This is a genomic window from Caballeronia sp. ATUFL_F1_KS39 (assembly GCF_023630985.1).
Lineage (GTDB): Bacteria > Pseudomonadota > Gammaproteobacteria > Burkholderiales > Burkholderiaceae > Caballeronia > Caballeronia zhejiangensis.
The window spans coordinates 18,359-42,831 of the sequence record NZ_JALQDZ010000041.1; the positions used below are offsets into that span (position 1 = coordinate 18,359).

Annotated in this window: 21 protein-coding genes; 10 read left to right on the top strand and 11 right to left on the bottom strand. The window is 66.4% G+C overall.

Going from position 1 to position 24,473, the window contains the following annotated elements:
• Positions 1 to 59: 59 nt before the first annotated feature.
• From NCR93_RS21255 to NCR93_RS21270, 4 genes are all read right to left on the bottom strand, one after another.
• The gene (locus tag NCR93_RS21255) at positions 60 to 2,324 is read right to left on the bottom strand and encodes a xanthine dehydrogenase family protein molybdopterin-binding subunit (protein WP_250497379.1); all 2,265 of its coding nucleotides are present in this window, start codon (positions 2,322 to 2,324) and stop codon (positions 60 to 62) included.
• Entirely contained in the window at positions 2,321 to 3,331 is a 1,011-nt protein-coding gene (locus NCR93_RS21260; protein WP_175980869.1) for an FAD binding domain-containing protein, read from the bottom strand. The genes NCR93_RS21255 and NCR93_RS21260 overlap by 4 nt, the downstream gene beginning before the upstream one ends.
• Positions 3,328 to 3,885, bottom strand: a complete 558-nt coding sequence (locus NCR93_RS21265) for a (2Fe-2S)-binding protein (protein ID WP_175980871.1) — start codon at positions 3,883 to 3,885, stop codon at positions 3,328 to 3,330. Before NCR93_RS21265 ends, NCR93_RS21260 begins: the two co-directional genes overlap by 4 nt.
• A 175-nt stretch (positions 3,886 to 4,060) precedes the next feature.
• Positions 4,061 to 4,960, bottom strand: coding sequence for a LysR substrate-binding domain-containing protein (locus tag NCR93_RS21270; protein ID WP_175980873.1), 900 nt, complete (start codon positions 4,958 to 4,960; stop codon positions 4,061 to 4,063).
• Positions 4,961 to 5,136: 176 nt separating this feature from the next.
• Between NCR93_RS21270 and NCR93_RS21275 the strand changes: the two genes are divergently transcribed.
• The 10 genes from NCR93_RS21275 to NCR93_RS21320 all read left to right on the top strand — a co-directional run bounded on the left by NCR93_RS21275 (position 5,137) and on the right by NCR93_RS21320 (position 14,486).
• Positions 5,137 to 6,207 carry an ABC transporter substrate-binding protein gene (locus tag NCR93_RS21275; RefSeq protein ID WP_008348073.1) on the top strand — a complete coding sequence of 357 codons (1,071 nt, stop codon included), beginning with the start codon at positions 5,137 to 5,139 and terminating at the stop codon, positions 6,205 to 6,207.
• Positions 6,208 to 6,243: 36 nt separating this feature from the next.
• A complete protein-coding gene (locus tag NCR93_RS21280) occupies positions 6,244 to 7,323 on the top strand; it encodes an ABC transporter ATP-binding protein (protein ID WP_175980874.1) in 1,080 nt (359 codons plus the stop codon).
• On the top strand, positions 7,310 to 8,182 hold the full coding sequence (locus NCR93_RS21285; protein WP_175980876.1) for an ABC transporter permease: 873 nt from the start codon (positions 7,310 to 7,312) through the stop codon (positions 8,180 to 8,182). The genes NCR93_RS21280 and NCR93_RS21285 overlap by 14 nt, the downstream gene beginning before the upstream one ends.
• Before the next feature lie 16 nt (positions 8,183 to 8,198).
• Entirely contained in the window at positions 8,199 to 8,996 is a 798-nt protein-coding gene (locus tag NCR93_RS21290) for an ABC transporter permease (RefSeq protein ID WP_175980878.1), read from the top strand.
• Positions 8,993 to 10,120, top strand: coding sequence for an NAD(P)/FAD-dependent oxidoreductase (locus tag NCR93_RS21295; protein ID WP_175980880.1), 1,128 nt, complete (start codon positions 8,993 to 8,995; stop codon positions 10,118 to 10,120). The genes NCR93_RS21290 and NCR93_RS21295 overlap by 4 nt, the downstream gene beginning before the upstream one ends.
• Positions 10,121 to 10,131: 11 nt before the next feature.
• Entirely contained in the window at positions 10,132 to 10,500 is a 369-nt protein-coding gene (locus tag NCR93_RS21300; protein WP_033536269.1) for a (2Fe-2S)-binding protein, read from the top strand.
• Positions 10,490 to 11,905 (top strand): NAD(P)/FAD-dependent oxidoreductase, encoded by a 1,416-nt coding sequence (locus NCR93_RS21305; RefSeq protein ID WP_008348083.1) that lies wholly within the window; start codon positions 10,490 to 10,492, stop codon positions 11,903 to 11,905. The genes NCR93_RS21300 and NCR93_RS21305 overlap by 11 nt, the downstream gene beginning before the upstream one ends.
• Entirely contained in the window at positions 11,898 to 13,061 is a 1,164-nt protein-coding gene (locus NCR93_RS21310; RefSeq protein WP_175980882.1) for an NAD(P)/FAD-dependent oxidoreductase, read from the top strand. The genes NCR93_RS21305 and NCR93_RS21310 overlap by 8 nt, the downstream gene beginning before the upstream one ends.
• Before the next feature lie 37 nt (positions 13,062 to 13,098).
• Entirely contained in the window at positions 13,099 to 13,452 is a 354-nt protein-coding gene (locus NCR93_RS21315) for a RidA family protein (protein WP_175980884.1), read from the top strand.
• Between the two features lie 125 nt (positions 13,453 to 13,577).
• A complete protein-coding gene (locus NCR93_RS21320; protein ID WP_008348089.1) occupies positions 13,578 to 14,486 on the top strand; it encodes a LysR family transcriptional regulator in 909 nt (302 codons plus the stop codon).
• A gap of 15 nt (positions 14,487 to 14,501) precedes the next feature.
• On the opposite strand, the gene NCR93_RS21325 is transcribed toward NCR93_RS21320, so the two are convergent.
• From NCR93_RS21325 to NCR93_RS21355, 7 genes are all read right to left on the bottom strand, one after another.
• Positions 14,502 to 15,878, bottom strand: a complete 1,377-nt coding sequence (locus NCR93_RS21325) for an MFS transporter (RefSeq protein ID WP_008348091.1) — start codon at positions 15,876 to 15,878, stop codon at positions 14,502 to 14,504.
• An 85-nt stretch (positions 15,879 to 15,963) separates the two neighbouring features.
• Positions 15,964 to 17,685 (bottom strand): GMC family oxidoreductase, encoded by a 1,722-nt coding sequence (locus NCR93_RS21330; protein WP_175980886.1) that lies wholly within the window; start codon positions 17,683 to 17,685, stop codon positions 15,964 to 15,966.
• 33 nt (positions 17,686 to 17,718) lie between these two features.
• Positions 17,719 to 18,525 carry an enoyl-CoA hydratase/isomerase family protein gene (locus tag NCR93_RS21335; protein WP_008348095.1) on the bottom strand — a complete coding sequence of 269 codons (807 nt, stop codon included), beginning with the start codon at positions 18,523 to 18,525 and terminating at the stop codon, positions 17,719 to 17,721.
• 6 nt (positions 18,526 to 18,531) lie between these two features.
• The gene (locus NCR93_RS21340; RefSeq protein WP_239294829.1) at positions 18,532 to 20,094 is read right to left on the bottom strand and encodes an AMP-binding protein; all 1,563 of its coding nucleotides are present in this window, start codon (positions 20,092 to 20,094) and stop codon (positions 18,532 to 18,534) included.
• The gene (locus tag NCR93_RS21345) at positions 20,087 to 20,614 is read right to left on the bottom strand and encodes a (2Fe-2S)-binding protein (protein WP_085955302.1); all 528 of its coding nucleotides are present in this window, start codon (positions 20,612 to 20,614) and stop codon (positions 20,087 to 20,089) included. The genes NCR93_RS21340 and NCR93_RS21345 overlap by 8 nt, the downstream gene beginning before the upstream one ends.
• Before the next feature lie 5 nt (positions 20,615 to 20,619).
• Positions 20,620 to 21,441 carry an FAD binding domain-containing protein gene (locus tag NCR93_RS21350; protein WP_175980890.1) on the bottom strand — a complete coding sequence of 274 codons (822 nt, stop codon included), beginning with the start codon at positions 21,439 to 21,441 and terminating at the stop codon, positions 20,620 to 20,622.
• Positions 21,438 to 24,470, bottom strand: coding sequence for a xanthine dehydrogenase family protein molybdopterin-binding subunit (locus NCR93_RS21355; protein ID WP_175980892.1), 3,033 nt, complete (start codon positions 24,468 to 24,470; stop codon positions 21,438 to 21,440). Before NCR93_RS21355 ends, NCR93_RS21350 begins: the two co-directional genes overlap by 4 nt.
• Positions 24,471 to 24,473: the final 3 nt, after the last annotated feature.

Below are 24,473 nucleotides of genomic sequence, written 5' to 3' on the forward strand. Positions count from 1 at the left end.
TGTCTGCAGAAAGCGGCTTCGCGGCGGTTTCTGCCATGCGAGGATCGCCGGCCTGCCAATCATGCGAAGACTGTCTCCAGCGTGATCGGCAAATCCCGTACGCGTTTGCCCGTCGCATGCCAGATCGCGTTGGCGACCGCCGCCGCGACGCCGACCACGCCGATCTCCCCCACGCCCTTCGCGCCGAGCGGATTCACGATGTCGTCATGCTCGTCGACGAAGAGCACATCTATGTCGTGGATGTCCGCGTTCACCGGTACGTGGTATTCGGACAGGTTGTGGTTCATCTGCCGGCCGAGCTCGTGGTCGAACTGCCCGTGCTCGTGCAACGCCATGCTGATGCCCCAAACCACGCCGCCCGATATCTGACTCGCCGCCGTCTTCGGATTGACGATGCGTCCTGCCGCCACCGCGCTGACCACGCGCGTCACGCGCACCGTGCCGAGCGCGGCATCGACGCGCGCTTCGACGAATACCGCCGAGTGCGTGGCAATGGAATACGACTGCTGCCTGTCGTGCGGCGTGACCGTTACCTGCGCGTCGAGCGTGTCGAGGCCGGCGCGCGTCATCAGTTCCCGCAGCGACACGCGTTGCGCCTTGCCCTCGCCGCAAACGACGTATTCGCCGTCGAGTTGCATCGTGTCGGGCTGCGCGCGAGCGAACGCTTCGCCGCCGTGTTCGGCCGCGAGCGCCGTCAGCTTCCCGCGCAAACGCGTACAGGCCGCGTGCACCGCGCTGCCGACCGATGACACTGTCCACGATCCGCCTTCGAGCGGCGCCTTCGGCAGACGGCTGTCGCCCAGACGAAAATCGACGTGCTCGAGCGGCACGCCGAGCGCATCGGCGGCGAGCTGCGTCATCACCGTGTAGGTGCCGGTGCCGATGTCCGCCGTGGCGCTCGCCACGACGACACGTCCGTCCGCCCCGATTTGCGCGAGCGCGGAAGCCTCGTTCTGCATCGCGTCCCAGATGCCCGTCGCCATGCCCCAGCCGACGAGCTCGTTACCCTCGCGCATCGAACGCGGCGCGAGCGGGCGCCTGTCCCAGCCGAAGCGCGCGGCGCCTTCTTCGAAGCACTGACGCAGCGCCTTGCTGGAGAACGGCAGGTTCTTGTTTCCGTCGCGCTCCGCGTAGTTGATGAGGCGCAACTTCAGCGGGTCCATGTCGAGCGCCTCGGCGAGCTCGTCCATCGCCATTTCGAGCGGAAAGAGGCCCTGCGCTGCGCCCGGCGCGCGCATGTCGGCGGGCGTCGGCACGTCGAGCTTGCTCACCTTGTAGTCCATCCGCACGTTGTCGCAGGCGTAGAGCTGTCCGGCCCAGTTCACCATGACATCGCAATAGTCCTCGTATTGCGAGGTTTCCGACACCGCCTCGTGGATGACCGCCTGCAGTTTGCCGTCGCGATTCGCGGCGAGCGCGACCCGTTGCAGGCTCATCGGCCGATGCGCGAAGGTGAACATCTGCTGCCGCGTCAGCACGAGGCGCACGGGCCGCTTCAGATCGCGCGCGGCCATGACGGCAAGCGGCAGATGATATTGCGGACGCAGCGCCGAGCCGAACGCGCCGCCGACGAACGGCGAGACGACTTCGAGCGCGTCGTCGTCGAAGCCGAAGAGCTTCGTCAGATACTGCTTCGTGTTGAGCACGCCCTGCGTCTTCTCGTACACGACGAACTTGCCGGAGGCTTCGGGAATCACCGTGCAGCCGTGCAATTCGATCGGGTTGTGATACTCGGCCGGCGTCGAATAGCGGCTGTCGATTTTCACGGCGGCTGCGGCAAGCGCGCCGTCGGCATCGCCGCGAGGCGGCGGCGGAGGCTCGAAGCCGCCCTTTTCGGTCGATGGCGGATAGCTCTCGGCTTCCACCTCGCGCAGATCCGTGCAGTGGCTGCTTCGCTCGTAGGTGACTTCGATCAGCGAAGCGGCATGACGCGCCAGTTCATGGCTTTCCGCGACGACGAGCGCGACCGGCTGGCCGCTGTACCAGATGCGGTCGTCCCAGAGCGGCCGAAACGGCATGCCGCCCGGCGCGGACTGGTCCTGCCACGCCGCGTCGCGCAGCGGCAGTTCGGGCCGGTTCTCGTGCGTGAGCACCATCAGCACGCCCGGCAATTCCAGCGCGCGCCGCGACTCGATCGACACGATGCGCCCGCTCGCGATTCGGCTCGGGAGCACGAAGCCGTAGGTCATTGCATCGGAAAAAAATTCGGCTGCGTAGCGGGCCTCGCCCGTCACCTTCTTCCTGCCGTCGACCCGGCTGACGGGCTTGCCGCTGACATGCGCGCCCCGTTCGGCGATGCGTTCCAGTTCGTTCGGAAAGTTCATGATGCGTCGTCCTCTCTGGCGGCGAGGCTGATCCCCGATGCCTGCTCGAAAGCGCGCTCGATGGCGCGCGCGGTCAGTTCGATCTTGAATGCGTTGCCGGGCAGGCCGCGCGCGTCGCGCATCATCGCGCTCGCGAAATCGCGCACCGTCGTAGCGTCGAGCGTCTTGCCCCGCAACGCGGCTTCGGCATCGCGATTGCGCCACGGCTTGTGCGCCACGCCGCCGAGCGCGCAGCGGACCGCTTCGATGCGCGTGCCGTCGAGCTTGAGCGCGAGCGCGACCGACACCAGCGCGAACGCGAACGACGCGCGGTCGCGTACCTTGACGTAGGCGTAGCGATCGGCGAAGCCCTCGGCGGGCAACGTGACAGCGACGATGATCTCGTCGTCGCGCAGGTTCGTATCGATATGCGGCGCATCGCCGGGAAGCCGGTGAAACGCGTCGAACGGCACGACGCGCTCGCCTTCGCCGCCTGTCACGCGCACGGAGGCGTCGAGCGCGGCGAGCGCCACGCACATATCGGACGGATGAACGGCGATGCAATGCTCGCTCGCGCCGAGAATGGCATGAATGCGGTTGACGCCATTCATCGCGCCGCAGCCGCTGCCGGGCCGGCGCTTGTTGCATGGCGTGGCGGTGTCGTAGAAATAGTGACAACGCGTGCGCTGCAGGAGATTGCCGCCGACCGTCGCGACATTGCGAATCTGCGCCGAAGCGCCGGACAGAATCGCCTTCGACAGCAGCGGGTAGCGCGACTGGATGCGTTCGTCGTAGGCCACGGCGCTGTTCGTGGCGAGCGCGCCGATTTCGATGCCACCGTCCGCGCTCGGCTGAATCGCCGCTATCGGCAGGCGGCGGATATCGACGAGCCGCTCGGGACGCGCGACGCCTTCCTTGATGAGATCGACGAGATTGGTGCCGCCCGCGAGAAACGGCGCCGACGGTGCGCGGTGCGCTTCGAGCGCCGCGGATACATCGTTCGCGCGCGTGTAGGAGAACCGGTTCATGAGTGCGTCTCCCCGTTCTCGACGGCGGTCTCATCGACGCCGTTCGCGCTCGATACTTGCAGAATCGCCTGCACGATGTTCGGATACGCGCCGCATCGACAGATGTTTCCGCTCATCGCCTCGCGCACTTCCGTGGCGTCGTGTGCATGTCCTTCCGCGAGCATGCCGACCGCCGAGCAGATCTGGCCCGGCGTACAGTAGCCGCACTGGAACGCGTCACAGTCGATGAACGCCTGCTGCATCGGATGCAGCGTGTCGCCGCTCGCGAGCCCTTCGATTGTCGTGATTTCCGCGCCGTCGTATGAAACGGCGAGCGCGAGACACGTATTGATGCGCTGGCCATCGACGAGCGCGGTGCAAGCGCCACACTGCCCGTGGTCGCAGCCCTTTTTCGTGCCGGTGAGCTGGCACCGCTCGCGCAGAAGATCGAGCAGCGTCGTCCACGGCTCGATGTCGAAGGTCTGCGTCCCGCCGTTGATCGAGAGCGTACAGGCGACGCGCTGCGCATGCGGCGCGCCCACGTCCAGGGCCGTCGCAGTCGGTGTGGTGTTCATGGAATCTCCTTTCTGGAATGCTGATTGCCAGCATGCCGCGTGCCGCGGAGCCAAACGCCGTCACGGCGTGGCCGGACAGTGCAAGACCCCGTATCGAGATGCTTGCGAAAGGCGACCGCGTACTTCGTGAAAGGATTGCGGTGAATACGCCGAGCCGATGAGCACCGTTCGACGGCTAGACGATCCCATCGAGCAGTTCGTCGTGCAGCTCGCGCAGGACCTCCACGAACGCGGATGCAAGCCGCTCACGCGGCCGATGCGGCGGAAACAGCAGATACGTCGGAAAGCGCGTGACCGGCTGAAACGGCCGGATGACGATGTCGGGTCCGACGAAGTCTCGCGCCACGATCGGATGCGCGAGCGTCACGCCCATGCCGTGCCGAACCATCTCGCAGCACATGGCCGTGTATTGCGCCTCGATGGCCAGCACGCGCTGCACGCCCGCGCGCTGAAAGACTTCATCCATCACGGCGCGCGTGCCATCGCCGTGACAGAGCGAGATGAACGATTCGCCTTCGAGATCCTTCGGCCGAATGTTGCGCTTCGCCGCGAGCCGATGATTCGCCGGCATCACACACACGGCGGCCACGTTCGATAACTGCTCGACCTCGCAATCGGACGCTTCGCTCACATACACCGCGACCCCGAGATCGCAAAAGCGCGATGCCGTCCAGTGATTCACCGTCCCCGACGTATTGACATGCAGCGAGACCGTCACGTCGGGAAACAGCGCATGAAATCGCTTGATCGCATGGGGCACGAGCGTCATGCCGGCCGATGGCATCGCCGCGATGCGCAACCGCCCGCTGCCGAGATTGCGGATCTGCGCCGCCGCATTCGCGAGACCCTGCAAGCCGACGAACGCGCGCTCCACTTCACGAAAGAACGCGGTGCCTTCGCTGGTCGGAATCAGACGCACGCCGCTGCGCTGGAAAAGCTGCAAACCGGTGTCGCGTTCGAGTTGCGAAATGAGCCGGCTGACGTTCGGCTGCGATGTGAAGAGCGCCTTGGCCGCGGCCGTCATCGACCCGGAAATCATGACCGCGCGAAACGCCTCGATGTGCTTCAGGTTCATGCGCGCTTTCCCTTAAGTAGTCACCATGACCCGATGAAATGTATATCAACCATGTATAGGTAGGTATTTTATTTGTATTGGACGATATGAATTGACAGCGCGACACTCGATCCGTCGATGGGCCAGATGTCTTCCAAATCCCACCCGCCCACGCCCCCGCAATGGAGATCCTCGTCATGAAAAAAGCGTTGCATCGCCGTCCGTCCGCTCTTCCCGCACGTCGCGTCATCGCCGCTCTCGCGTTCTCGGCGGCCGTTGCCGCGCCGATGCTCGCGCAGGCCGACACGACGCTGTACGTCGCCAATGTCGGCGGTTCGAACGAACAGTTGTATCGGCAGAAAATCATTCCGGCGTTCGAGAAGGCGCACAACGTGAAGGTCGTCTATGTGGCGGGCAATTCGAGCGACACGCTCGCGAAGTTGCAGGCGCAAAAGGGCCATCAGCAGATCAATGTCGCGGTGATGGACGACGGCCCGATGTATCAGGCCATGCAGATGAACCTGTGCGCGAAGCTCGACGACGCGCCCATCATGAACGACGTGTATCCGCTCGCGAAACTCGGCCCGACGGCGATCGGCGTCGGCATGGTGGCGACGGGCATCGGCTATAACGAAGAAGCGTTCAAGAAGGCCGGCCTGCCGCCGCCGGACTCGTGGAAAGTGCTCACCGATGCGCGCATCAAGGGCAAGCTCGGCGTTCCGCCGATCACCAACACTTACGGCCTGCATACCCTCGTGATGCTCGCGCGTCTCTCGGGCGGCGGCGAGAAGAACATCGATCCCGGCTTCACGGCGATGACCAAGCAAGTCGCGCCCAACGTGCTCTCGTGGGCCCCGACGCCCGGCGAAATGGATGGCCAGATGCAATCCGGCGACGTGATTCTCGCGCCCTACGGCAGCGGTCGCGCGGTCGCGTTGCAGAACACCGGGTTTCCGCTCAAGTTCGTCTATCCGAAGGAAGGCGCGGTCGCGCTGCAAGTGGCGGCGTGCGTGCTCGCGGAAAACGCGCAGCCCAAGCTGTCGCAGGAATTCGTTCAATACTTGCTGACGCCCGAAGTGCAACTGCTGCAAGCGCAGAACATCGGTCTCGGGCCGGTCAACAAGACCGTGAAGCTCGCGCCGGAAGTCGCCGCGCGCGTGCCTTACGGTCCCGAGCAGGTGTCGAAGCTCACCGCCGTCGACTGGGCGACGATCAACCAGCATCGCACGGAATGGACGGAACGCTGGAACCGTTCGGTCGAGCGCTAAAGCCGCGCATCCGCATCTGTCGAAGGAGTCACGCGCATGGCATTCCTGACGCTTCAGGGCATCTCCAAACGCTACGGCGATTTCACGGCGATCGAACATGTCGATCTGTCCGTCGAACGCGGCGAATTTCTCTCGCTGCTCGGTCCGTCCGGCTGCGGCAAGACCACGACACTGCAGATGGTCGCGGGCTTCGTCACGCCGACGAGCGGCCGCATCCTGCTCGATGGCCGCGACATCACCAACGAGCGCCCGGAGAAGCGCGGCATCGGCGTGGTGTTTCAAAGCTACGCGCTGTTTCCTCACATGACGGTGGCGGGCAACGTCGGCTTCGGGCTGGAGATGCGCAAGGTGAAGCGCCGCGAGCGCGAAGAGCGCATCGAGGAGGCGCTCGCTCTGGTGCGGCTCAAGGGCCTCGGGCATCGCTATCCGAAGGAACTGTCGGGCGGGCAGCGGCAGCGCGTGGCGATTGCGCGCGCCATCGCCATGCAGCCGGAACTGTTGCTGCTCGACGAACCGATGTCCAATCTGGACGCGAAGCTGCGCGAGGAAATGCACATCGAATTGCGCGCGATCCAGAAGCGTCTCGGCATCACGACGATCCTCGTCACGCACGATCAGGTCGAGGCGATGACCATGAGCGACCGCATCGCGGTGATGCATGGCGGCAAGATCGCGCAACTCTCCACGCCCTACGATGCGTACGAGCGTCCGGCGACGCCCTTCGCTTCGACCTTTCTCGGCCGCACGAATGCGTTCGCGGGCGAAGTGCTGCAGCGCAATCCGCGTTGCGCGGTCGTGAACGTCGCCGGGACGGAACTGCATGTGCCGCACGAAGGCCGTCACGTCGATGGCGCGGTGAATGTCTATATTCGCCCGGAGAAAGTGCATCTCGCCAACGGCGATGCGCGCATCAGAGGACGTATCGCGACGCGTGTGTTCATCGGCAATCAATGGCTGCTCGAAGTGGAGACGGCGCTCGGCAAGTTGCGCATCGCGCAGCCGAACCACGGCGCGCCGCCGCCGCAAGAAGGCGACGAAGTGGGTCTCGACTGGACCGACGACGACCTGCGCGTGCTCACGCAAGACGGCAAGGAGACGCTGCATGGCCACGCTTGACGACGCTCGCCCCGGCGCTGCGCCGTGGCTCTTGTCCGGCCCCGCGCTGCTGCTGTTCACCGGCCTGCTGCTGGTGCCCTTGATCCTCACGCTCGTCCTCTCCTTCCGCGTTTTCAGCGATACGGCCGGCATCACCAGCGCGTTCACGCTGTCGAACTATTGGGAAGTCGTGAGCGACCCGTACTACGGCACGATCTTTCTGCGCACGGCGGGCCTCGCAACGGGCGTGACGCTCCTGTCGATCGTGCTCGGCGTGCCGGAGACGATCATCCTCGCGCGCATGAAGAAGCCGTGGCAATCGCTGTGTCTGCTGATCGTGCTCGGGCCGCTGCTGATCTCGGTCGTCGTGCGCACGCTCGGCTGGCAGATTCTGCTCGGCAACAACGGCGTGCTCAATAACGTGCTGCAAGCCCTGCATATCACCGACGAACCCATCCGCCTCGTCTTCACGATGACCGGCATGATCATCGCGCTGACGCACGTGCTGGTGCCGTTCATGGTGATGTCCGTCTGGGCCAACATGCAGAAGCTCGACCCGCAAGTGGAATGGGCGGGCCGCTCGCTCGGCGGATCGCCGCTCAAGGTGTTTCGCCGCGTGGTGCTGCCGCAGATCATGCCGGGCGTGCTGTCGGGATCGATCATCGTCTTCGCGCTGTCGGCGTCCGCATTCGCCACGCCCGCGCTCATTGGCGGACGGCGGCTCAAGGTGGTCGCGACCGCCGCCTACGACGAGTTTCTCGGCACGCTGAACTGGCCGCTCGGCGCGAGCATCGCCGTGTTGCTGCTGATCGCGAACGTGGCCATCGTGATGGGATGCAGCCGTCTCGCCGAGCGCCGCTTCAAGCACATTTTCGACTGACCGCGAGGACACGCACATGAAGCAGAACGGCCCGCTCGCGCTCGTATTCAACGCGCTTTTCCTGACTTTCATTCTCGCGCCGCTCGTCGTGGTGATGCTCGTCTCGTTCACCGACAAGGGCTTCATTTCGATGCCCTTCGACGGCGCATCGTTGCGCTGGTTCCACGCGATCATCGAGAACGGCGACATCGTGTCGGCGTTCTGGCTGTCGATCAAGCTCGCGTTCGCGGCGGCGACCATCGGCGTACTGCTCGCCGTGCCGGCCGCGCTGGCGATCGCGCGTTACCGCTTTCCCGGCCGCGCCGCGCTCACGGGCTTCTTCCTCTCGCCGATGATGATTCCCGCCGTCGTGCTCGGCATCGCGTTCCTGCGCTTCCTGTCGATGCTGAATCTGTCGGGATCGTTCTGGTCGCTCGTGTGCGCGCATGTGGTGATCGTGCTGCCGTATGCGCTGCGGCTCGCGCTCTCGTCGGCGGTCGGCCTGGACCGCGATGCCGAACGCGCGGCGCTGTCCTGTGGCGCGAGCCGCTTCACCGCGTTTCGCCGCGTCGTGTTGCCGATGATCCGCACCGGCGTCGCGGGCGGCTGGGTGCTGTCCTTCATCCAGAGCTTCGACGAACTGACGATGACGATTTTCGTCGCCACGCCCGGCACCACGACGCTGCCGGTCGCCATGTACAACCAGATCGCGCAGACGATCGATCCGCTGGTCGCGAGCGTCTCGGCGGTGCTGATCGTCGGCACGGTGCTCCTGATGATTCTGCTCGACCGCATGGTCGGACTCGACCGTATTCTGATCGGAGAAGCCCGATGACTTCTGCTAGTCCCGACGTACTCGTTCTCGGCGGCGGCCTCGTCGGATCCGCCGTCGCCTACGGTCTCGCCCGCGAAGGCGCGCGCGTGACCGTGCTCGATGAAGACGACGGCGGCTTGCGTGCCTCGCGCGGCAACTTCGGCCTCGTGTGGATTCAGGGCAAGGGCTACGGCCTGTCGCCGTATGCGCGCTGGTCGCGTTCGTCGGCGGTGCGCTGGCCTGCGCTCGCGGAGTCGCTTCACGCCGAATCGGGCGTCGATGTGGCGCTGCGCCAGCCCGGCGGCTTCCACTTCTGCTTCAACGACGCCGAACTCGCCGACCGCGAAAAGCGCCTTTCGACGCTGCAAGCCGAACTCGGCGATTACCCGTATCAGATCCTCACCGGCGCCGAAGTGCGCGAGCGCATTCCGCAAGTCGGGCCGAAGGTGATCGGCGCGAGCTATACGCCGATGGACGGCCATGTGAATCCGCTGAAACTGCTGCGCGGCCTTCATACGTCGATGCAGACGCGCGGCGTGCGCCTCGTTTCCGGCGAGCGCGCCGAGCGCATCGTGCCCGAAGCGAACGGCTTCGTCGTGCAGGGCAAGCGCGGCACGTATCGCGCGGGACGCGTGGTGCTGGCGGCGGGTCTCGGCAATCGCACGCTCGCGCCGTTCGTCGGGCTGAATGCGCCGGTCGCGCCCAATCGCGGACAAGTGCTGGTGAGCGAGCGCGTCGCGCCGTTCCTGCACTATCCGACGCTCAACGTGCGTCAGACCGACGAAGGCAGCCTGCAATTCGGCGATTCGATGGAAGAAGTGGGCTTCGACGATTTCACGACCACGCCCGTCCTCGCCGATATCGCCCGGCGTGCGGTGCGCGCCTTCCCGCTGCTGGAGCATGTGCGCCTCGTCCGCATGTGGGCCGCGTTGCGCGTCTACAGCCCCGACGGCTTTCCCGTCTATGACCAGTCGGAGCGGCATCCCGGCGCGTTCGTCGTGACCTGCCACAGCGGCGTGACGCTCGCCGCCGCGCACGCGATGCGCATCGCTCCGTGGATTCTCGGCGCACCGGTTCCCGACGAACTGCCCACCTTCTCCGCGCGCCGCTTCGAGCACGCCAAAGAACTCATCTCCGCACATTGAGCACGCACGACATGACTTCATCGACACCTACGCTTTTCAAGCCGCTGCCGGGCGCGGACGGCGCGAGCATCGACATCTTCTTCAACGACCGGGCGCTGACCGTGCAAGGCGGACGCTCCGTCGCGGCGGCTTTGCTCGCGGCGGGCGTGTCGCGGTTTCGCGCGACGCCGGTTTCGGGCGCACCGCGCGCGCCTTACTGCATGATGGGTGCGTGCTTCGAATGCCTCGTCGAGATCGACGGCGTGCCGAGCCGCCAGAGCTGCATGGTCGAAGTGAAAGCCGGCATGCGCATCCGGTCGCAGGAAGGCGCGCGCGATCTGCCCCCTTCGATCGGCACCGATACCGCCGACGCATCGCTGGAGAACGCACATGGCCGCTGAACTCGTTTCGTCGCATGCCGAAGCTGTCGATGTCGTCGTGATCGGCGCCGGTCCCGCGGGCATGAGCGCCGCGACGCGTGCCGCGCGCGCGGGCCTCAAGACCGTGTTGATCGACGAACAGGACGCCGCCGGCGGACAGATCTATCGCGGCATCGGCCGGGCGGACGCGCGCCGCAAGGAGATTCTCGGTCCCGATTACGCGGCGGGCGGCGCGATCGCCCAGGCGTTCGCGGCATCGGGCGCGCGGCATCTGACGGGCGCGACCGTGTGGCAGGTCACGCGCGAGCGCGGCATCAACTATCTGAAGGACGGCAGGATCGGCAGCTTCGACGCCCAGCGCGTGATTCTCGCGAGCGGCGCGATGGAGCGGCCTTTTCCGATTCCCGGCTGGACGCTGCCCGGCGTGCTGACGGCGGGCGCCGCGCAAATCCTGCTCAAGAGCGCGGGCGAAGTGCCTGCCGCGCCGCCGATTCTCGCGGGATGCGGACCGCTTCTCTATCTGCTCGGCTGGCAGTACATCCGCGCGGGCGTGCCGATTCGCGCGCTCGTCGACACGACGCGCCACGAAGACCGCTGGCGCGCGAAGCGTCACATGCTGTCGGCCTTGCGCGCGTGGCCGTATCTCAGCAAAGGACTGCAGCTGATGCGCACGCTGCGCGAAGCGGGCGTGCCGATGTTCGAGGCCGCCGACGACCTGCGCGTCGAATCGCGCACCGGCGCCGACGGCGTGGAGCATGCGAGCGCGCTCGGCTTCACGACGCAGGGCGCGGCGCACCGCATCGAAGCGGACGTGATTCTGCTGCATCAGGGCGTCGTGCCGAATACGCAGTTCACGCAGGCGTTGCGCGCGACGCATCGCTGGGATAACGCGCAACTCTGCTTCACGCCGAAGACCGACGCATGGGGCGAGCTCGACGTGCCCGGCATCTTCGTCGCGGGTGACGGCGCGGGGATCGGCGGCGCGCAGGCGGCGGCCTTGCAGGGCGCGCTCGCGGGCGTCGCGGTGGCGGCGCAACTCGGCGCGATCGATACCCGCAAGCGCGATCTCGAAGCGATGGCGCTCAGGCGCGATCTCGCGGGCGCCCTGCGCATCCGTCCGTTCCTCGATTCGCTGTATCGTCCGCGCGATGTGAACCGCATTCCGAAGAACGAAACCATCGTCTGCCGATGCGAGGAAGTCACTGCGGGCGAGTTGCGCAAGTTCGTCGAGCTGGGCTGCGTCGGGCCGAACCAGGCGAAGTCGTTCGGGCGCTGCGGCATGGGACCGTGCCAAGGCCGCATGTGCGGGCTGACGGTGACGGAAGTCATCGCGGATGCGCGGCGCGTGTCGCCTGCCGAGGTCGGCTATTACCGCATTCGCCCGCCGATCAAACCGCTCACGCTCGGAGAACTCGCCGGTGAATGAAATCAGCGAAGGCGATGTGATCGTCGTCGGCGGCGGTCTGCACGGCACCAGCAGCGCGTTGCATCTGGCGAAGCGCGGCGTAAAAGTCATCGTGCTCGAAGCGGATTACGTGGCGCGTCATTCGTCGGGCGTCAACGCGGGCGGCGTGCGCACGCTCGGGCGTCCGCTGCCCGAAATTCCGCTCGCGCTGATGTCGCGCGAAATATGGCACGGCATGACCGATCTGCTGGGCGAGGATGGCGGCTTCGTGCCGTCGGGGCAACTGAAGATCGCGGAAACGGAAGCCGAGCTCGAAACCTGCCGCGAACGCGTCGCGCTTTTGGCGTCGCATGGCTTCACGCACGAGAAGATCATCGATCGCGAAACCGTGCTCGAACTGGAACCGGCGCTCGCGAGGCACGTGACCGGCGGCATCTGGGTCGAGCGCGATGGCTACGCGTTGCCGTACCGCACGACGACTGCCTTCAGGCTCGCGGCGCAACGTCTGGGCGTGCGCTTTCTGGAAGGCACGCCGGTGAGACGCATCGAACAGCGCGGCGAGCGATGGTTCGCGCAGACGCCGCGCGGCACGTTCGGCGCGCAGAAGATGCTCATCGCGTCGGGCGCGTGGTCCGGCGAGTTGTCGAAGCAGGCGGGCGAGCCGGTGCCCGTGCATCCCGAAGGCCTGATGCTGATGGTCACGCACCGGGTCGCGCCCTTCTGCCGCGCGACGCTCGGCGCGACGGGCCGTCCGCTGTCCTTCAAGCAATTCGACAACGGCACGGTCGTGATCGGCGGCAAGCTGATCGGCATCGCGGAACTGGCGAACCGTCACGGCGAAGTCGATTTCATGCGCCTCGTGAAAAGCGCGCAGACGGTCACGGATCTTTTTCCGCATCTGCGTCATCTCGGCGTGAATCGCGCGTGGGCGGGCGTCGAAGCATTTACCGAAGATGAACTGCCGGTGATTTCGGCAAGCCGCACGGCGTCGAATTTGTACTACTCGTTCGGCTATTGCGGCAGCGGCTTTCAGCTCGGGCCGGGCTGCGGCAAGCTCGTCTCCGAACTCATGCTCGACGGCGAGCCGTCGCTGTCGCTCGATGCATTCGCCATCGACCGTTTCGATGTGCGCGCCACGTCGGCAGCCGCCGATGCGTTGCCGCTCGTCACGCACTGATCCGTATTCCCCAACCCTTTCGTAAGGAGAACAAGTAATGAGCGATATCGTTCGCATCGACACCAATCAGCGCATGAGCCGCGTCGTGAAGGCGGCGGGACTCGTGTTCATCGGCGGGCAGACGTCCGCGGATCAGACGCCCGATATCAAGCTGCAGACGGCAAAGGTGCTCGAAAAGATCGATGGCTTCCTGGACAAGGCGGGCATCGACAAGACCCGTCTCGTGTCGGCGCAAGTGTGGCTGTCGGATATCGCGCGTGATTTCGCGGGCATGAACGAAGTGTGGGATGCGTGGGTTCCCGAAGGCTGCGCGCCGACGCGTGCGACCGTGGAAGCGAAGCTCGCGTCGCCTGCGTTGCTGGTGGAGATCGCCGTCATCGCGACGAGCTGACGGCGGCCGGGGCGGTCTCGTTGCAGGCAACCGGCGACTCGATTCTCCGGTTGGCGACGCGACGCCGCCCCCTGAAAGACGGCGCGCGGTACTATGTTCACGGACCGTCCCGCACACCCCGTCTCATGGAACTGAAGCAGATTCAGTACTTCATCGCGCTTTTCGAGGAAGGCACCGTCACGCGTGCCGCAAAGCGGCTGAACATTGCGCAGCCGGCGCTCAGCATGCAGGTCGCCAAACTCGAATCCGAGATCCGGCAGAAGCTCTTCGAGCGCGGGCCGCACGGCATGGCGCCCACCGAAGCCGCACGATTGATGTACCGCCTCTACACGCCGATCCTGCGCGACATCGACCACGCAAGGGAGCACCTGAGCCGTCGCGATGTCATCGTGACGGGCCGCGTGTCGCTTGGGATGGTCTCGTCGGAAGCGCAGAGCGTATTGCCCGAATCGCTCGCCCGCTTCGATGCGCTTTTCCCGCAAGTCGAAGTATCCGTCGCCGATGGCTTCAGCGCGCAACTGATCGACGCCGTCGAATCGGGCCGGCTCGATGCGGCCATCATCAACAAGCCGCGCGGACGCCTGATGCTGGACGTCAAGCCGTTGCTCGTCGAAGAAATGGTGCTGGTGACGAGCGCGCTGCACGGCCCCGAGCTTCCCGGCACGATCGATCTGACCGGGCAGCCGGACATCGAGCTCGTGTTGCCTACGCGGCGCAACGGTCTGCGCGGCGCGCTCGATGCCGCCCTGATGGCGGCCGATGTCGTCATCCAGCCGAAGTTCGAGATCGATCTGCTGAGTACCATCGTGCAGTTCGTCGAGCAGAGCAGCGTCGCGACGATCCTGCCGCGCGTCGTGGTGCAGGCGCAAGCGGACGAAGGCCGCTTGCGCATACGCACGATCTCGGCGCCGCCCATCGTGCGCCACATCATTCAGGTGACGCATCCGAAGCGGCCGATCGGGCCGGCCGCCGAGGCATTGATCGCGATCATCGCCGAGGAGATCGGACGCGTGACGACGCGCGCGCCGGAATGACGCGCGCCGTGAAGGTCACGAAGGACTGCCCGCGTTGCCGTTCTCGAGCTTGCCGAGCGTCTCCGGCACCACGAACGCGCCGACGAGAAAGATCACGCTGATCGCGCCGACGAAAATCGCGAGCGTCGACGGCAACTGGCTCGCATCCTTCGCGACGAGCGAGACGAAGGTCGGCATCATCCCGCCGATCGCGAAGCCGATGTTCCACGAGAGGCCCGTTCCGGTCGCGCGAATCGCGGTCGGAAAGCGCTCGTTCAGGAAGATCAGTATGGGCGCGTAACCGGCGCTGCCGAGCGCGGACAACAACACCGCATAGACGCCGATCATCGTGATGCTTTCTGCCGTCGGCAACAGCAGAAAGAGGCCGGGCAAGGCGACGAGCCGGATGATGCCGATCCAGATGAACGCGCCCTTGCGCCCGATGAACGTGCTGAGATGCCCCGCCAAAACCGATGCGATCACCACCGCCACGCTGCAGATCATCAGGATCGCGGCGGCCGCCCCGTTCGGCGCGTGGCTCACGACCTTGAGGAACGTCGGCAGATAGCCCGACGTGAGGTAGTAGCCGCTGCCGCCGCCGATGGTCAGCAGGAGATTCACGAACAACACGCCGCGGTACTCGCGCGAGAACAGCGTGCGGATCGGCGAGCGCACCACTTCGGCCTTTGCGCGCTCGGTATTCGCCGCGGCCTTCGCGGCTTTTTCGGCGGCGAGCTTCTTCCACAGCGGCGACTCTTCGAGACTGTTGAAGACGAAGAGACCGAGCACCGAACTCACGATCCCGGTGAAGAACATGCAGCGCCAGCCCCACACGTCGAAGGCATCGCCGGGAAAGAGCGCGGACATCGCGAGAAAGGTGAGCGATGCCAGAAGCGCGCCGAGTCCCGCGCCGCCGCCGCCGATCAGCCCCGACACCGCGCCGCGATATTTCGGCGCGACCGATTCGGTGCCGATCGTATGCGTCGACGCCACCACGCCGCCGACGAACACGCCCTGCACGAGACGCAGCAGCAGGAAGAGGATCGGCGCGACGATGCCGGCCTGCGCGACCGTCGGCAGCGCGCCGAAAGCCGCAGTGGACAACCCGACGCCGACGACCGCGAAGATCATGGCGCCCTTGCGGCCGCGACGATCCGCATACGAGCCGAAGAGCGCGGAGCCGAGCGGACGCATCAGCAGCGTCACCGCGAATGAAGCGTAGACCGCCGCGAGCGAGAGCATCGCGTGTTCGGACGGGAAGAACAGACGCCCGACAACCGGCGCCACATACAACAACACGAACAAGTCGAACAGATCGAGGGCCCAGCCGATGCAGGACGCCATCACTGCACCCATGATCTGCCGCTGATTTGCCGGAAGCACGGCGGCTCCGTCTTGCGCTGCTACGGACATGTGTATCTCCTTTGGATTACCGCAGGCACGCTTTTATGGATGCGTGCTCTTGTTACGATTGAAAAACGAAATTGCTCGAGCAGTGTCAGTACGCGGCGGCGAGCGGCGGGGCCATGCTCGCGCTTCGCTGCGCGACCATCGCGTCGGCGATCTTCTCGGCGATCATGATGGTCGGTATGTTCGTATTGGCCGATGGCAGCCTCGGCATCAGCGATGCATCCACGACGCGCAAGCCGCGCGCGCCGTGCACGCGCCCTTCGGTATCCGTGACGGCATCGCGATCCTCCGCGCCGCCCATGCGGCATGTGCCGCTCGCGTGCCACACGCCGAACACGTTCGCGCGGATGAACGCGGCGAGCGCGCGGTCGTCGGCGAGCAGCGCGTCCATCTTCAGTCCGCGCGTGAAGAAGCGTTCGATGAGGAAACGGCGCACCGGCGCGGGCGCATCGAGCAGCACGCCGAGAACGGACGTGAGGCGCGCATTGCCCTCGCCGACCCGGCTCAGCGCCTTCACGCGCGCAGAAAACGCCGCCGGAAAGAAGTCGCGCGAACTGCGCCCGAGTCCCGATGCGTGGACCACGCTCGCCAGCATCCGCACGCCCGCGGCGAGGCGCTGCACATCGCGTTCGTCGTCGAGCAGATTGAGATCGACGCGCGGCGCGGCGGCCGCATCGGGCGATGCGAGCTGCACGCGGCCACGCGAATACGGCCGGTTGCACCACAGAAAGAAGAGTCCGAGCCGGTTGCCGAGCGCATGCCACGCCGCACGCGTCGCGCTCGACAGATACAGGTCCGAGGCATCGCAGCCCGCGACGCCGGAACTCAGACGCGCGGCCATCATGCTGGCGCGGCGTCGTGCGAGCGGCATGCGAAAGCGCGGCTCGAGAAAATGACAGAACGTCAGCGACGGATGATCCTGCAGATTGCGTCCGACGCCCGGCAAGTCCACTTCGCACGCGATGCCGAGCGCCGCGAGCTCGCGCGCATCGCCGATGCCCGCGCGCATCAGCATCGCCGGCGACTGCAGCGCGCCCGCGCTCAGCACGACTTCGTCCGCATCGAACTGAACGCGCTCGCCGTTCTCCGCAATCGCGACGACACCGCGCGCCGTCGCGCCGTCCATCACGATGCGTTCCACGCGCAGCTTCGCGTAGACCGCGAGATTCGGACGCCTGCGCGTGGCCTCGTCGAGATAGGCGATGGCCGTGGACACGCGCCGATCGTCGATATTGGAGAACGCGCCGGGAAAGAACCCGTCGCCGAACTCGCCATTCTGGTCCTGCAACTGCGCGACCCCGTTCTCGCGCAGACCCTTTGCGAACGCGTGGCAGAACGCCGGCCAGTCGTCGGGCATGATGCGGCGGATCGGCACCGGGCCGTCGCTGCCGTGCATCTCGCCGCCGGGAAAGTTCACGTCGCGTTCGAGCTTGCGAAAGTACGGCAGCACGTCGCGCCACGCCCAGCCATCGGCGCCGTTCGCGGCCCATTCGTCGTAATCGCGCGGCAGGCCGCGATTGGCCGACTGCACGTTGATGCTCGAGCCGCCGCCCATCACGCGGCCCTGCTCGTAGACGCGCGGCGCGGCATCCTTCGTGGCCTTCGCTTTCAGGTCGGGCCAGATGTAGGTATCGCCGCAGAAGACCGGCATCGGATAGCTGTCGAGAATGGCCTCGGGCACGGCGCCGGGCGGCGTATCCGCGCCCGCCTCGATCAGCGCGACGCGCAGCGACGGCACCGCCGACAGCCGATGCGCCAGCACGCATCCCGCCGAGCCGCCGCCCACGATCACGACATCGAAGCGCTCCATCGCCTGTCTCCTTTTATTGTGCAAAGCGCGGGATCAGGACCCGCGAAACACCGGCTTGCGCTTGCCGTGGAACGCTTCGACGCCTTCGCGGAAATCGTCCGACGAGCGCAGGCGGCTATAGCAATGGCCTTCGAGTTCGATCGCGATCGAAAGCGGCGCGTCTTCCGAGTCGTTCAGCAGCTTCTTCGCCGTGCGCTGTGCCAGCGGCGAGAACGCGCGCAGTTCGTCGACGAGCGCATCCGTCGCCGATTCGAGTTCCGCGTCGGCCACGCAGTCCACCGCGATGCCCCATTCGTACGCCTGCTTGCCGGGAATGCGGCGCGAGCGCATCACGATGTCCTTCGTGCGGCCGATGCCGACCATCGACTGCAAGCGCGCCGAGCCGCCCGAGCCGGGAATCTGCCCGAGCTTCTGCTCCGGCAGCGCATAGAACGTCGTATCGGTGACGATGCGGAAATCGCACGCGAGCGACAACTCGAAGCCCACGCCGAAGCAGAATCCGCGATTGGCCGCGATGACCGGCTTCGAGCAGCGCGCGGGCGCCGCGATATTCCACGCGAGCTTCGACACATGTTCCGGCGATGCCTCGAGAAAGCCCTTGATGTCGCCGCCGCTCGAGAAGTGCTCGCCCCTGGCGCGCACGACGATCACGCGCACGCGGTCGTCCTCGTCGAGCGCCTCGAATGCAGCGCGCAACTGGTCGCGGGCGTGCATCGAAATGACGTTGAACGGCGGGCGATGCAGGATGATGTCGGCGCGCTCGCGGGCGGCGTCGATCTCGACTGAAAAGCCGTCCAGGTCTTGCAGCAGCGTCTGGCCGCGATGGTTCAAATCGCTCATGTTCGGTTACTCCTTGGTGGTCTCTGTAGAGGTTGCGTGGGTCTCGCTCGCGTATTCGCCGGCCTGCAGCTTGCGGCGCAGGATCTTGCCGACCGGAGACTTCGGTATGTCGTCGACGAACACGTATTCGCGCGGCCGCTTGAAGTTGACGAGATCGGACTGACGGCACCAGCCGTCGAGCGCTTCTGCATCGACGAACTCGCGGCGCTTGATGAACGCGACGACGCGCTGGCCCCATCGCTCGTCCTTGACGCCCGCGACCGCGACTTCGTCGACGGCCGGATGCAGCGACAGCACCGATTCGATATCCACGGGCGAGATGTTTTCTCCGCCGCTGATGATCATGTCGTCGACGCGGCCGGTGACGTACAGGTCGCCGTCGGCATCGAAGTAGCCGGTGTCGCCGGTGAAGTACCAGCCTTCGCGCAGCGACTTCGCATTCGCGTCCGGGCGATTCCAGTAGCCTTCGAAAGCCTCGTCGCCGAGCAGGTCCGCGATGATCTGGCCTTCCTCGCCGACAGCGGCGATCTGATCGGGCGATACGGCATCCAGCTTCACGACGCGCAGCCGCGTGTTGATGCCCGCGCGCCCCGCGCTGCCGGGCTTCTTCGTCGCGTCCTGATCGATGCTGAACGTATAGACCTCGGACGAGCCATAGTGATTGACGAAGAGTTCCGGCTCGAAGGCGGCAGACAGGCGCTTGAGCAGGCCGTCGTTCATCGGCGCGCCCGCGAAACCGAGCTTCCTGACCGACGACGTGTCCGTGGCCGCGAACGTCTTGTCGGCGAGCAGGTCGTGATAGAGCGTCGGCACGAGGTAGAGGCACGTGAGCCCGTGCGCGGCGATGGATTCGAGCGCGAGCTTCGCGTTCCAGCGGCGCACGCAGACGAACAGGCCGTCGACGAGCGCCATCGCGAGCAGCGAGCGCACGCCCATCGTGTGATAGAGCGGCATCACGCCGAGCGTTCTCTCGCCCCGCCGATACAGGTTCTGCGCGACATGCGCGAGCGCGCCCGCGCGTTCGTGACGATGACGCCGCGGCACGCCCTTGGCCTTGCCGGTGGTGCCGGACGTGTAGAGGATCAGCGAGATGTCGTCGGCGGTGGCGCGCGTCGTCGCGTCGTGGCGCGCTTCGCTGCGGTCGGCAACGAGCGCATCGAAGCCCAGGTTGCGGCCGGGCGCATCGTCGAGGCCGATGCGCGGCACGTTCTGCGCAGCCGGACTCTGGATGACGGCATCGGCGCAAACGGGCTCGTAGACGATCGCCTTCACGCCGGCATCGGTCACGCAATAGTCGAGTTCCTCCGGCTTCGCGCGCCAGTTGAGCGGCACGATCACGATGCCGGCGAATTGTCCCGCCCAATGCAGCGTCGCCATTTCCCAGCGGTTCTGCAGCACGACGAGCAGCCGGTCGCCGCGTTCGAGACCGAGCGCGCGCAGGCCATCGGCGACATTCAGGATCACGCGATGCCACTGTGCATAGGTCAGTTGCAGTTCGCCATCGACGAGCGCGAGCGCGTTCGGACTGCGCTCGACGCTTTGCAGAAAGGTGCGGCCGAGATCAAGCATGTTCGACCTCGCTCGTGTCCGCTTGCGTCCGGCGGCGCGCCGCCACGTCGAGCACCGCCGCCACGATCGGCGTGTAGCCCGTACAGCGGCAGATATGCCCCGACAGCATTTCGCGCACTTGCTCCTCGGTCGGATTCGGCACGCGTTGCAGATAATCCGCGCACGACATGAGGATGCCCGCCGTGCAGAAGCCGCACTGCAAGGCGTGATGCCGCTGGAACGCCTGCTGCAGGTCGCCGAGCGTCTGCTCGGGCGCGAGACCTTCGACGGTATCGATACGCCGTCCGTCCGCCTGCACCGCGAGCATCAGGCACGCGCGCGCCGCGACGCCATCGACGTGCACGGTGCATGCGCCGCAGACGCCGTGTTCGCAGCCGACGTGCGTGCCGGTCGCGCCCAGTTCGTGCCGGATGAAATCCGACAGCAGTTCGCGCGGCTCGCAATGGCCGCTGCGTTCGCGGCCGTTGAGCGTCAGCGCGATGCGCTGCCGTTCGTCCCGCCGCATGATGTTTGCCGACATGTCGCTCACTTCGCCTCCTCGATCACACGCCATCCGAGTTGCCGGACCAGATTCCGGCGATATTTCGCGCTGATATGCGCGTCGTCCTGCGCGTTCAGTTTCCAGCTCAAATCGTTCAGTGCGCCGCGCAGGTCGTCGCCTGCGAGACGCGGCCAGCTTTCGACCACGGGCCTGTCGGCGACGCCGCCCACCGCGATGCGAATCGCATCGTCCGATACGACCGCCGCGCACGCGACGATCGCGAAATCGCCGTGACGCGCGGAGAATTCGCTGAACGCGTAGCGCTCGCCAGCTTTTCGCAGCGGAAAGCGCACCGCTTCGACGAGTTCGTCCGGCTCGCGCGCGGTCATCAACATGCCCTGAAAGAAATCCTGCGCGGCGAGCGTGCGCCGCTTCTTCTTCGAGCGCAGCATCACGTCGCCGCCGAGCGCCGAGAGCACGAGCGGCAGTTCCGCGCTCGGGTCCGCATGTGCGATCGATCCGCACACCGTTCCGCGATTGCGGATCTGAAAATGCGAGATATGCGGAAAGGCCATCGCGAGCAGCGGCACTTCTTCTGCGAGCGTCGCGCGCCATTCGACGCTGCCTTGCGTCGCGGCCGCACTCACGACGAGCCGCCCCGCTTTCTCGTCGATGCGCACGGCACTGAGTTCGGCGGTGCGGGATATATCGACGAGCATCTTCGGCTGCGCGAGCCGCATGTTGAGCACGGCCATCAGCGACTGTCCGCCCGCCAGCACGCGCGCGTCCTCGCCGTATTGCGCAAGGGCGTCGAGCGCGTCCTGCGTGGTCGGCGCGCGCAGATAATCGAACGCTACGGGCTTCATGCGCGCCTCCTGAAACGTGCGAGGAATCTCGCGAGCCACGATCCGCGCGTCTGCACCGGCTTGCCCGCCGCCTGCCGCCCGAGCGATTCGAACAATTGATTCAGCACGACCTTCGTCGCGCCTTCGAGCATGCGGCCGCCGACCGCGGCGACCTTGCCCGACACCTGCGCTTCGTAGTCGTACGTGAGCCGCGTGCCGCTGCCTTGCGGCTTCAGTTCGACGAGACCGCTGCCGCGCGCGCTGCCGAGCGGCGACGTGCCCGCGCCCGCCAGCCGCAGACGATGCGGCGCGTCGATCTCCGACAAGCCGATGCGCGCCTCGAAACGTGCCTTGATGAGGCCGACGCCCACGGTCACGTCCGCGCGATACTGGTTCGGCGCGGTTTCTTCGAGCGCATGACAGCCCGGAATCACGTTAGCGAGCGCCTTCGGATCGAGCAGCACGGCGAACACGGCTTCCGGCGTCGCGGGCAGATCGACGCTTCCCTGCGCCGTCAGTGCGCGTCCGCCGCCCGGCGTCGCGGGCTTCGCCGCCGGCGCTTCGCGATATTCGGGGCGCGACGGCTCCGGATCGTCGATGCCGATCATCGCCATGACCCTGGACGGCGTGAGCGGCAAGCGAATGTCTTCGACGCCGAGCGCATCGGCCACCGCGTTCGCGATGCACGGCGGCGTGCTCATGTTGTTGCCTTCGCCGAGCCCTTTCGCGCCGAGCGGCGTGAACGGCGACGGCGTCTCCAGATGCACGATCACCGGATCGGGCACTTCGCAGGTCGTCGGCATCAGATAGTCGGCGAGCGTGCCGGACTGGAAGCTGCCGTCCGCGCCGTAGCGGAACTCCTCCATCAGCGCCGCGCCGACGCCCTGCGCGAAGGCGCCGCGAATCTGGCCATCGGCGAGCGCGGGATTGAGGATCGTGCCGGCATCGTGCACGGTGACATAACGGTCGATCCGCACGCGCCCGGTCGCCCGGTCCACTTCGACGCCGCACATGTCGAACGCGAAGCCATACGCCGCCGACGTGTTGATGCGGTCGGCCTCGTCGGGCGCGTCCATGTGCGGCGGCGACCAGAACACCGTCTCGCGCAGGCCCGGCTCCTCGCCTTCGGGCAGGAGCGCGGGCGCCCAGTGCGGCGCATTGCTCGCGGCGCGCGCGAACGGCAGCGCGCGATCCTCGGCGTGCACAGGAAAGATGCGCGCGCCTTCGAAGCGGATCTCGTCGGGCGAGCAGCCGAACTGCTTCGCGAGCACGCGCGACAGCTTCTCGCGCACGCGCGTGGCGGCCAGATGCACCGTGCCCGCCACCGCGCCCGCGAAGCGGCTCGAATAGTTGCCCGCCGCGACGGACCACGCGTCCTTGTGCGTATCGAATTCGACGTTGACGACGATGTCCTTCGGGTCCAGCCCGAGCACATCGGCGACGACTTGCGCGCACACCGTCATGTGCCCCTGCCCCGCGGGCGTCGATGCGATCGTCACGACGACGCCGCCCAGCAGATCGACGCTGACTGTGGCGCTCGCGATCGCGCCGTTCTTCGGCCCGGCCTTGCGGCGCGCGTCGGCGGGCATGACGGTCGTGATGTAGCCCATGTTCGATACCGACGGCTCCACGATCGCCGCGAAGCCGATGCCGAAGAGCCGCCCTTCCCTGCGCGCGGCATCGCGGCGTGCGACGAGTTCGGCGTAGCCGCCTTCGTCGATCGAGCGGCGCAGCGCTTCCTGATAGTTGCCTGAATCGAGCAGCGCGCCGGCCGCCGCGCGATACGGAAACGCATCGGCGGGAACGAAGTTGCGGCGATACACGTCGAGCACGTCGAGCTTCAGTTCGATGGCAATGCGCTGAATCAGCCGCTCGAGCGCGAAGTACACCTGCGGTCCGCCGAAGCCGCGCACGAGGCCGGTCGGCGTCTTGTTCGTGAGCACGACCCGATTGCGCACGAGCAGATTCGGGATCGCATACGCGCCCGTCAGACAGCCGTGCATCCGGTAGAACGTCGCGGGCTCCGGCGCGCGCACGTAACCGCCGACGTCTTCGAGCTGGTCGTAGGACAGCGCGACGATGCGGCCATCGCTTTGCACCGCCGCCTCGATGGTCGAGAGGCGCGCCGTCGCGGAGGTCGCCGCGCTCAGGTGCTCCAGCCGGTCCTCGACCCATTTCACCGGCGCGCCCGCCTTGCGCGACGCGAGGCACATCAGCACGACATACGGAAACACGGCCTGCTTCACGCCGAAGCTGCCGCCCGAGTCGCGCGGAGCCTTGTGGCGCAGACGGTTCGCTGGCACGTTCAGCGCCATCGCCATGACGGCGTGCAGCGAGAACGGCCCCATGAAGTTCGACGTGACGTCGTAGCCTTCGTCGCCGGACAGATATTCGGCGATCACGACGCCGCACTCGATCGGCGCGCAGGTGTTGCGCGGATACTGCGCGACGAGCTTCACGCGATGCGGCGCGTTCTCGAACGCCGCTTCCGGCTCGCCGTAGCGGAAATGCCGGTCGCTGACGACGTTGCTGCCGACGCGCTCGTGCAGCAACGGCGCGTCGTCCCGCACCGACTGCTCGATCGACGTGACCGGATCGAGCGTCGCGTATTCGACCTTGATGAGATCGAGCGCGTCTTCCGCGAGGGCACGCGAATCCGCGATGGCGACCGCGACCGGCTCGCCCACATAGCGCACGCGGTCCATGGCGAGCGCCCACTGTTCCATCGGCGATTTCACGCCGACGACGAACGGACGCGACCACGCACGCAGATCGTCGCGCGTGAGCACCGCATGCACGCCGTGCAGCTTCAACGAGGCGTCCGTGTCGATAGAAACGATGTCGGCATGAGCGTGCGGCGAGCGCAGGACCGCGGCGTGCAGCGTGCCTGGTTTCACGGCAATGTCATCGCCGTAACGGCCGCGGCCCGTGAGAATCGCCGGATCTTCGAGGCGCTGCATGGCGCGGCCGACGTGGCGCTGCGGCGTGGCAACGGCGTCGTCGGCGACGCGTGCATTGATATCTGCGAAGGCGGTATCGCGCTGATTCATCGC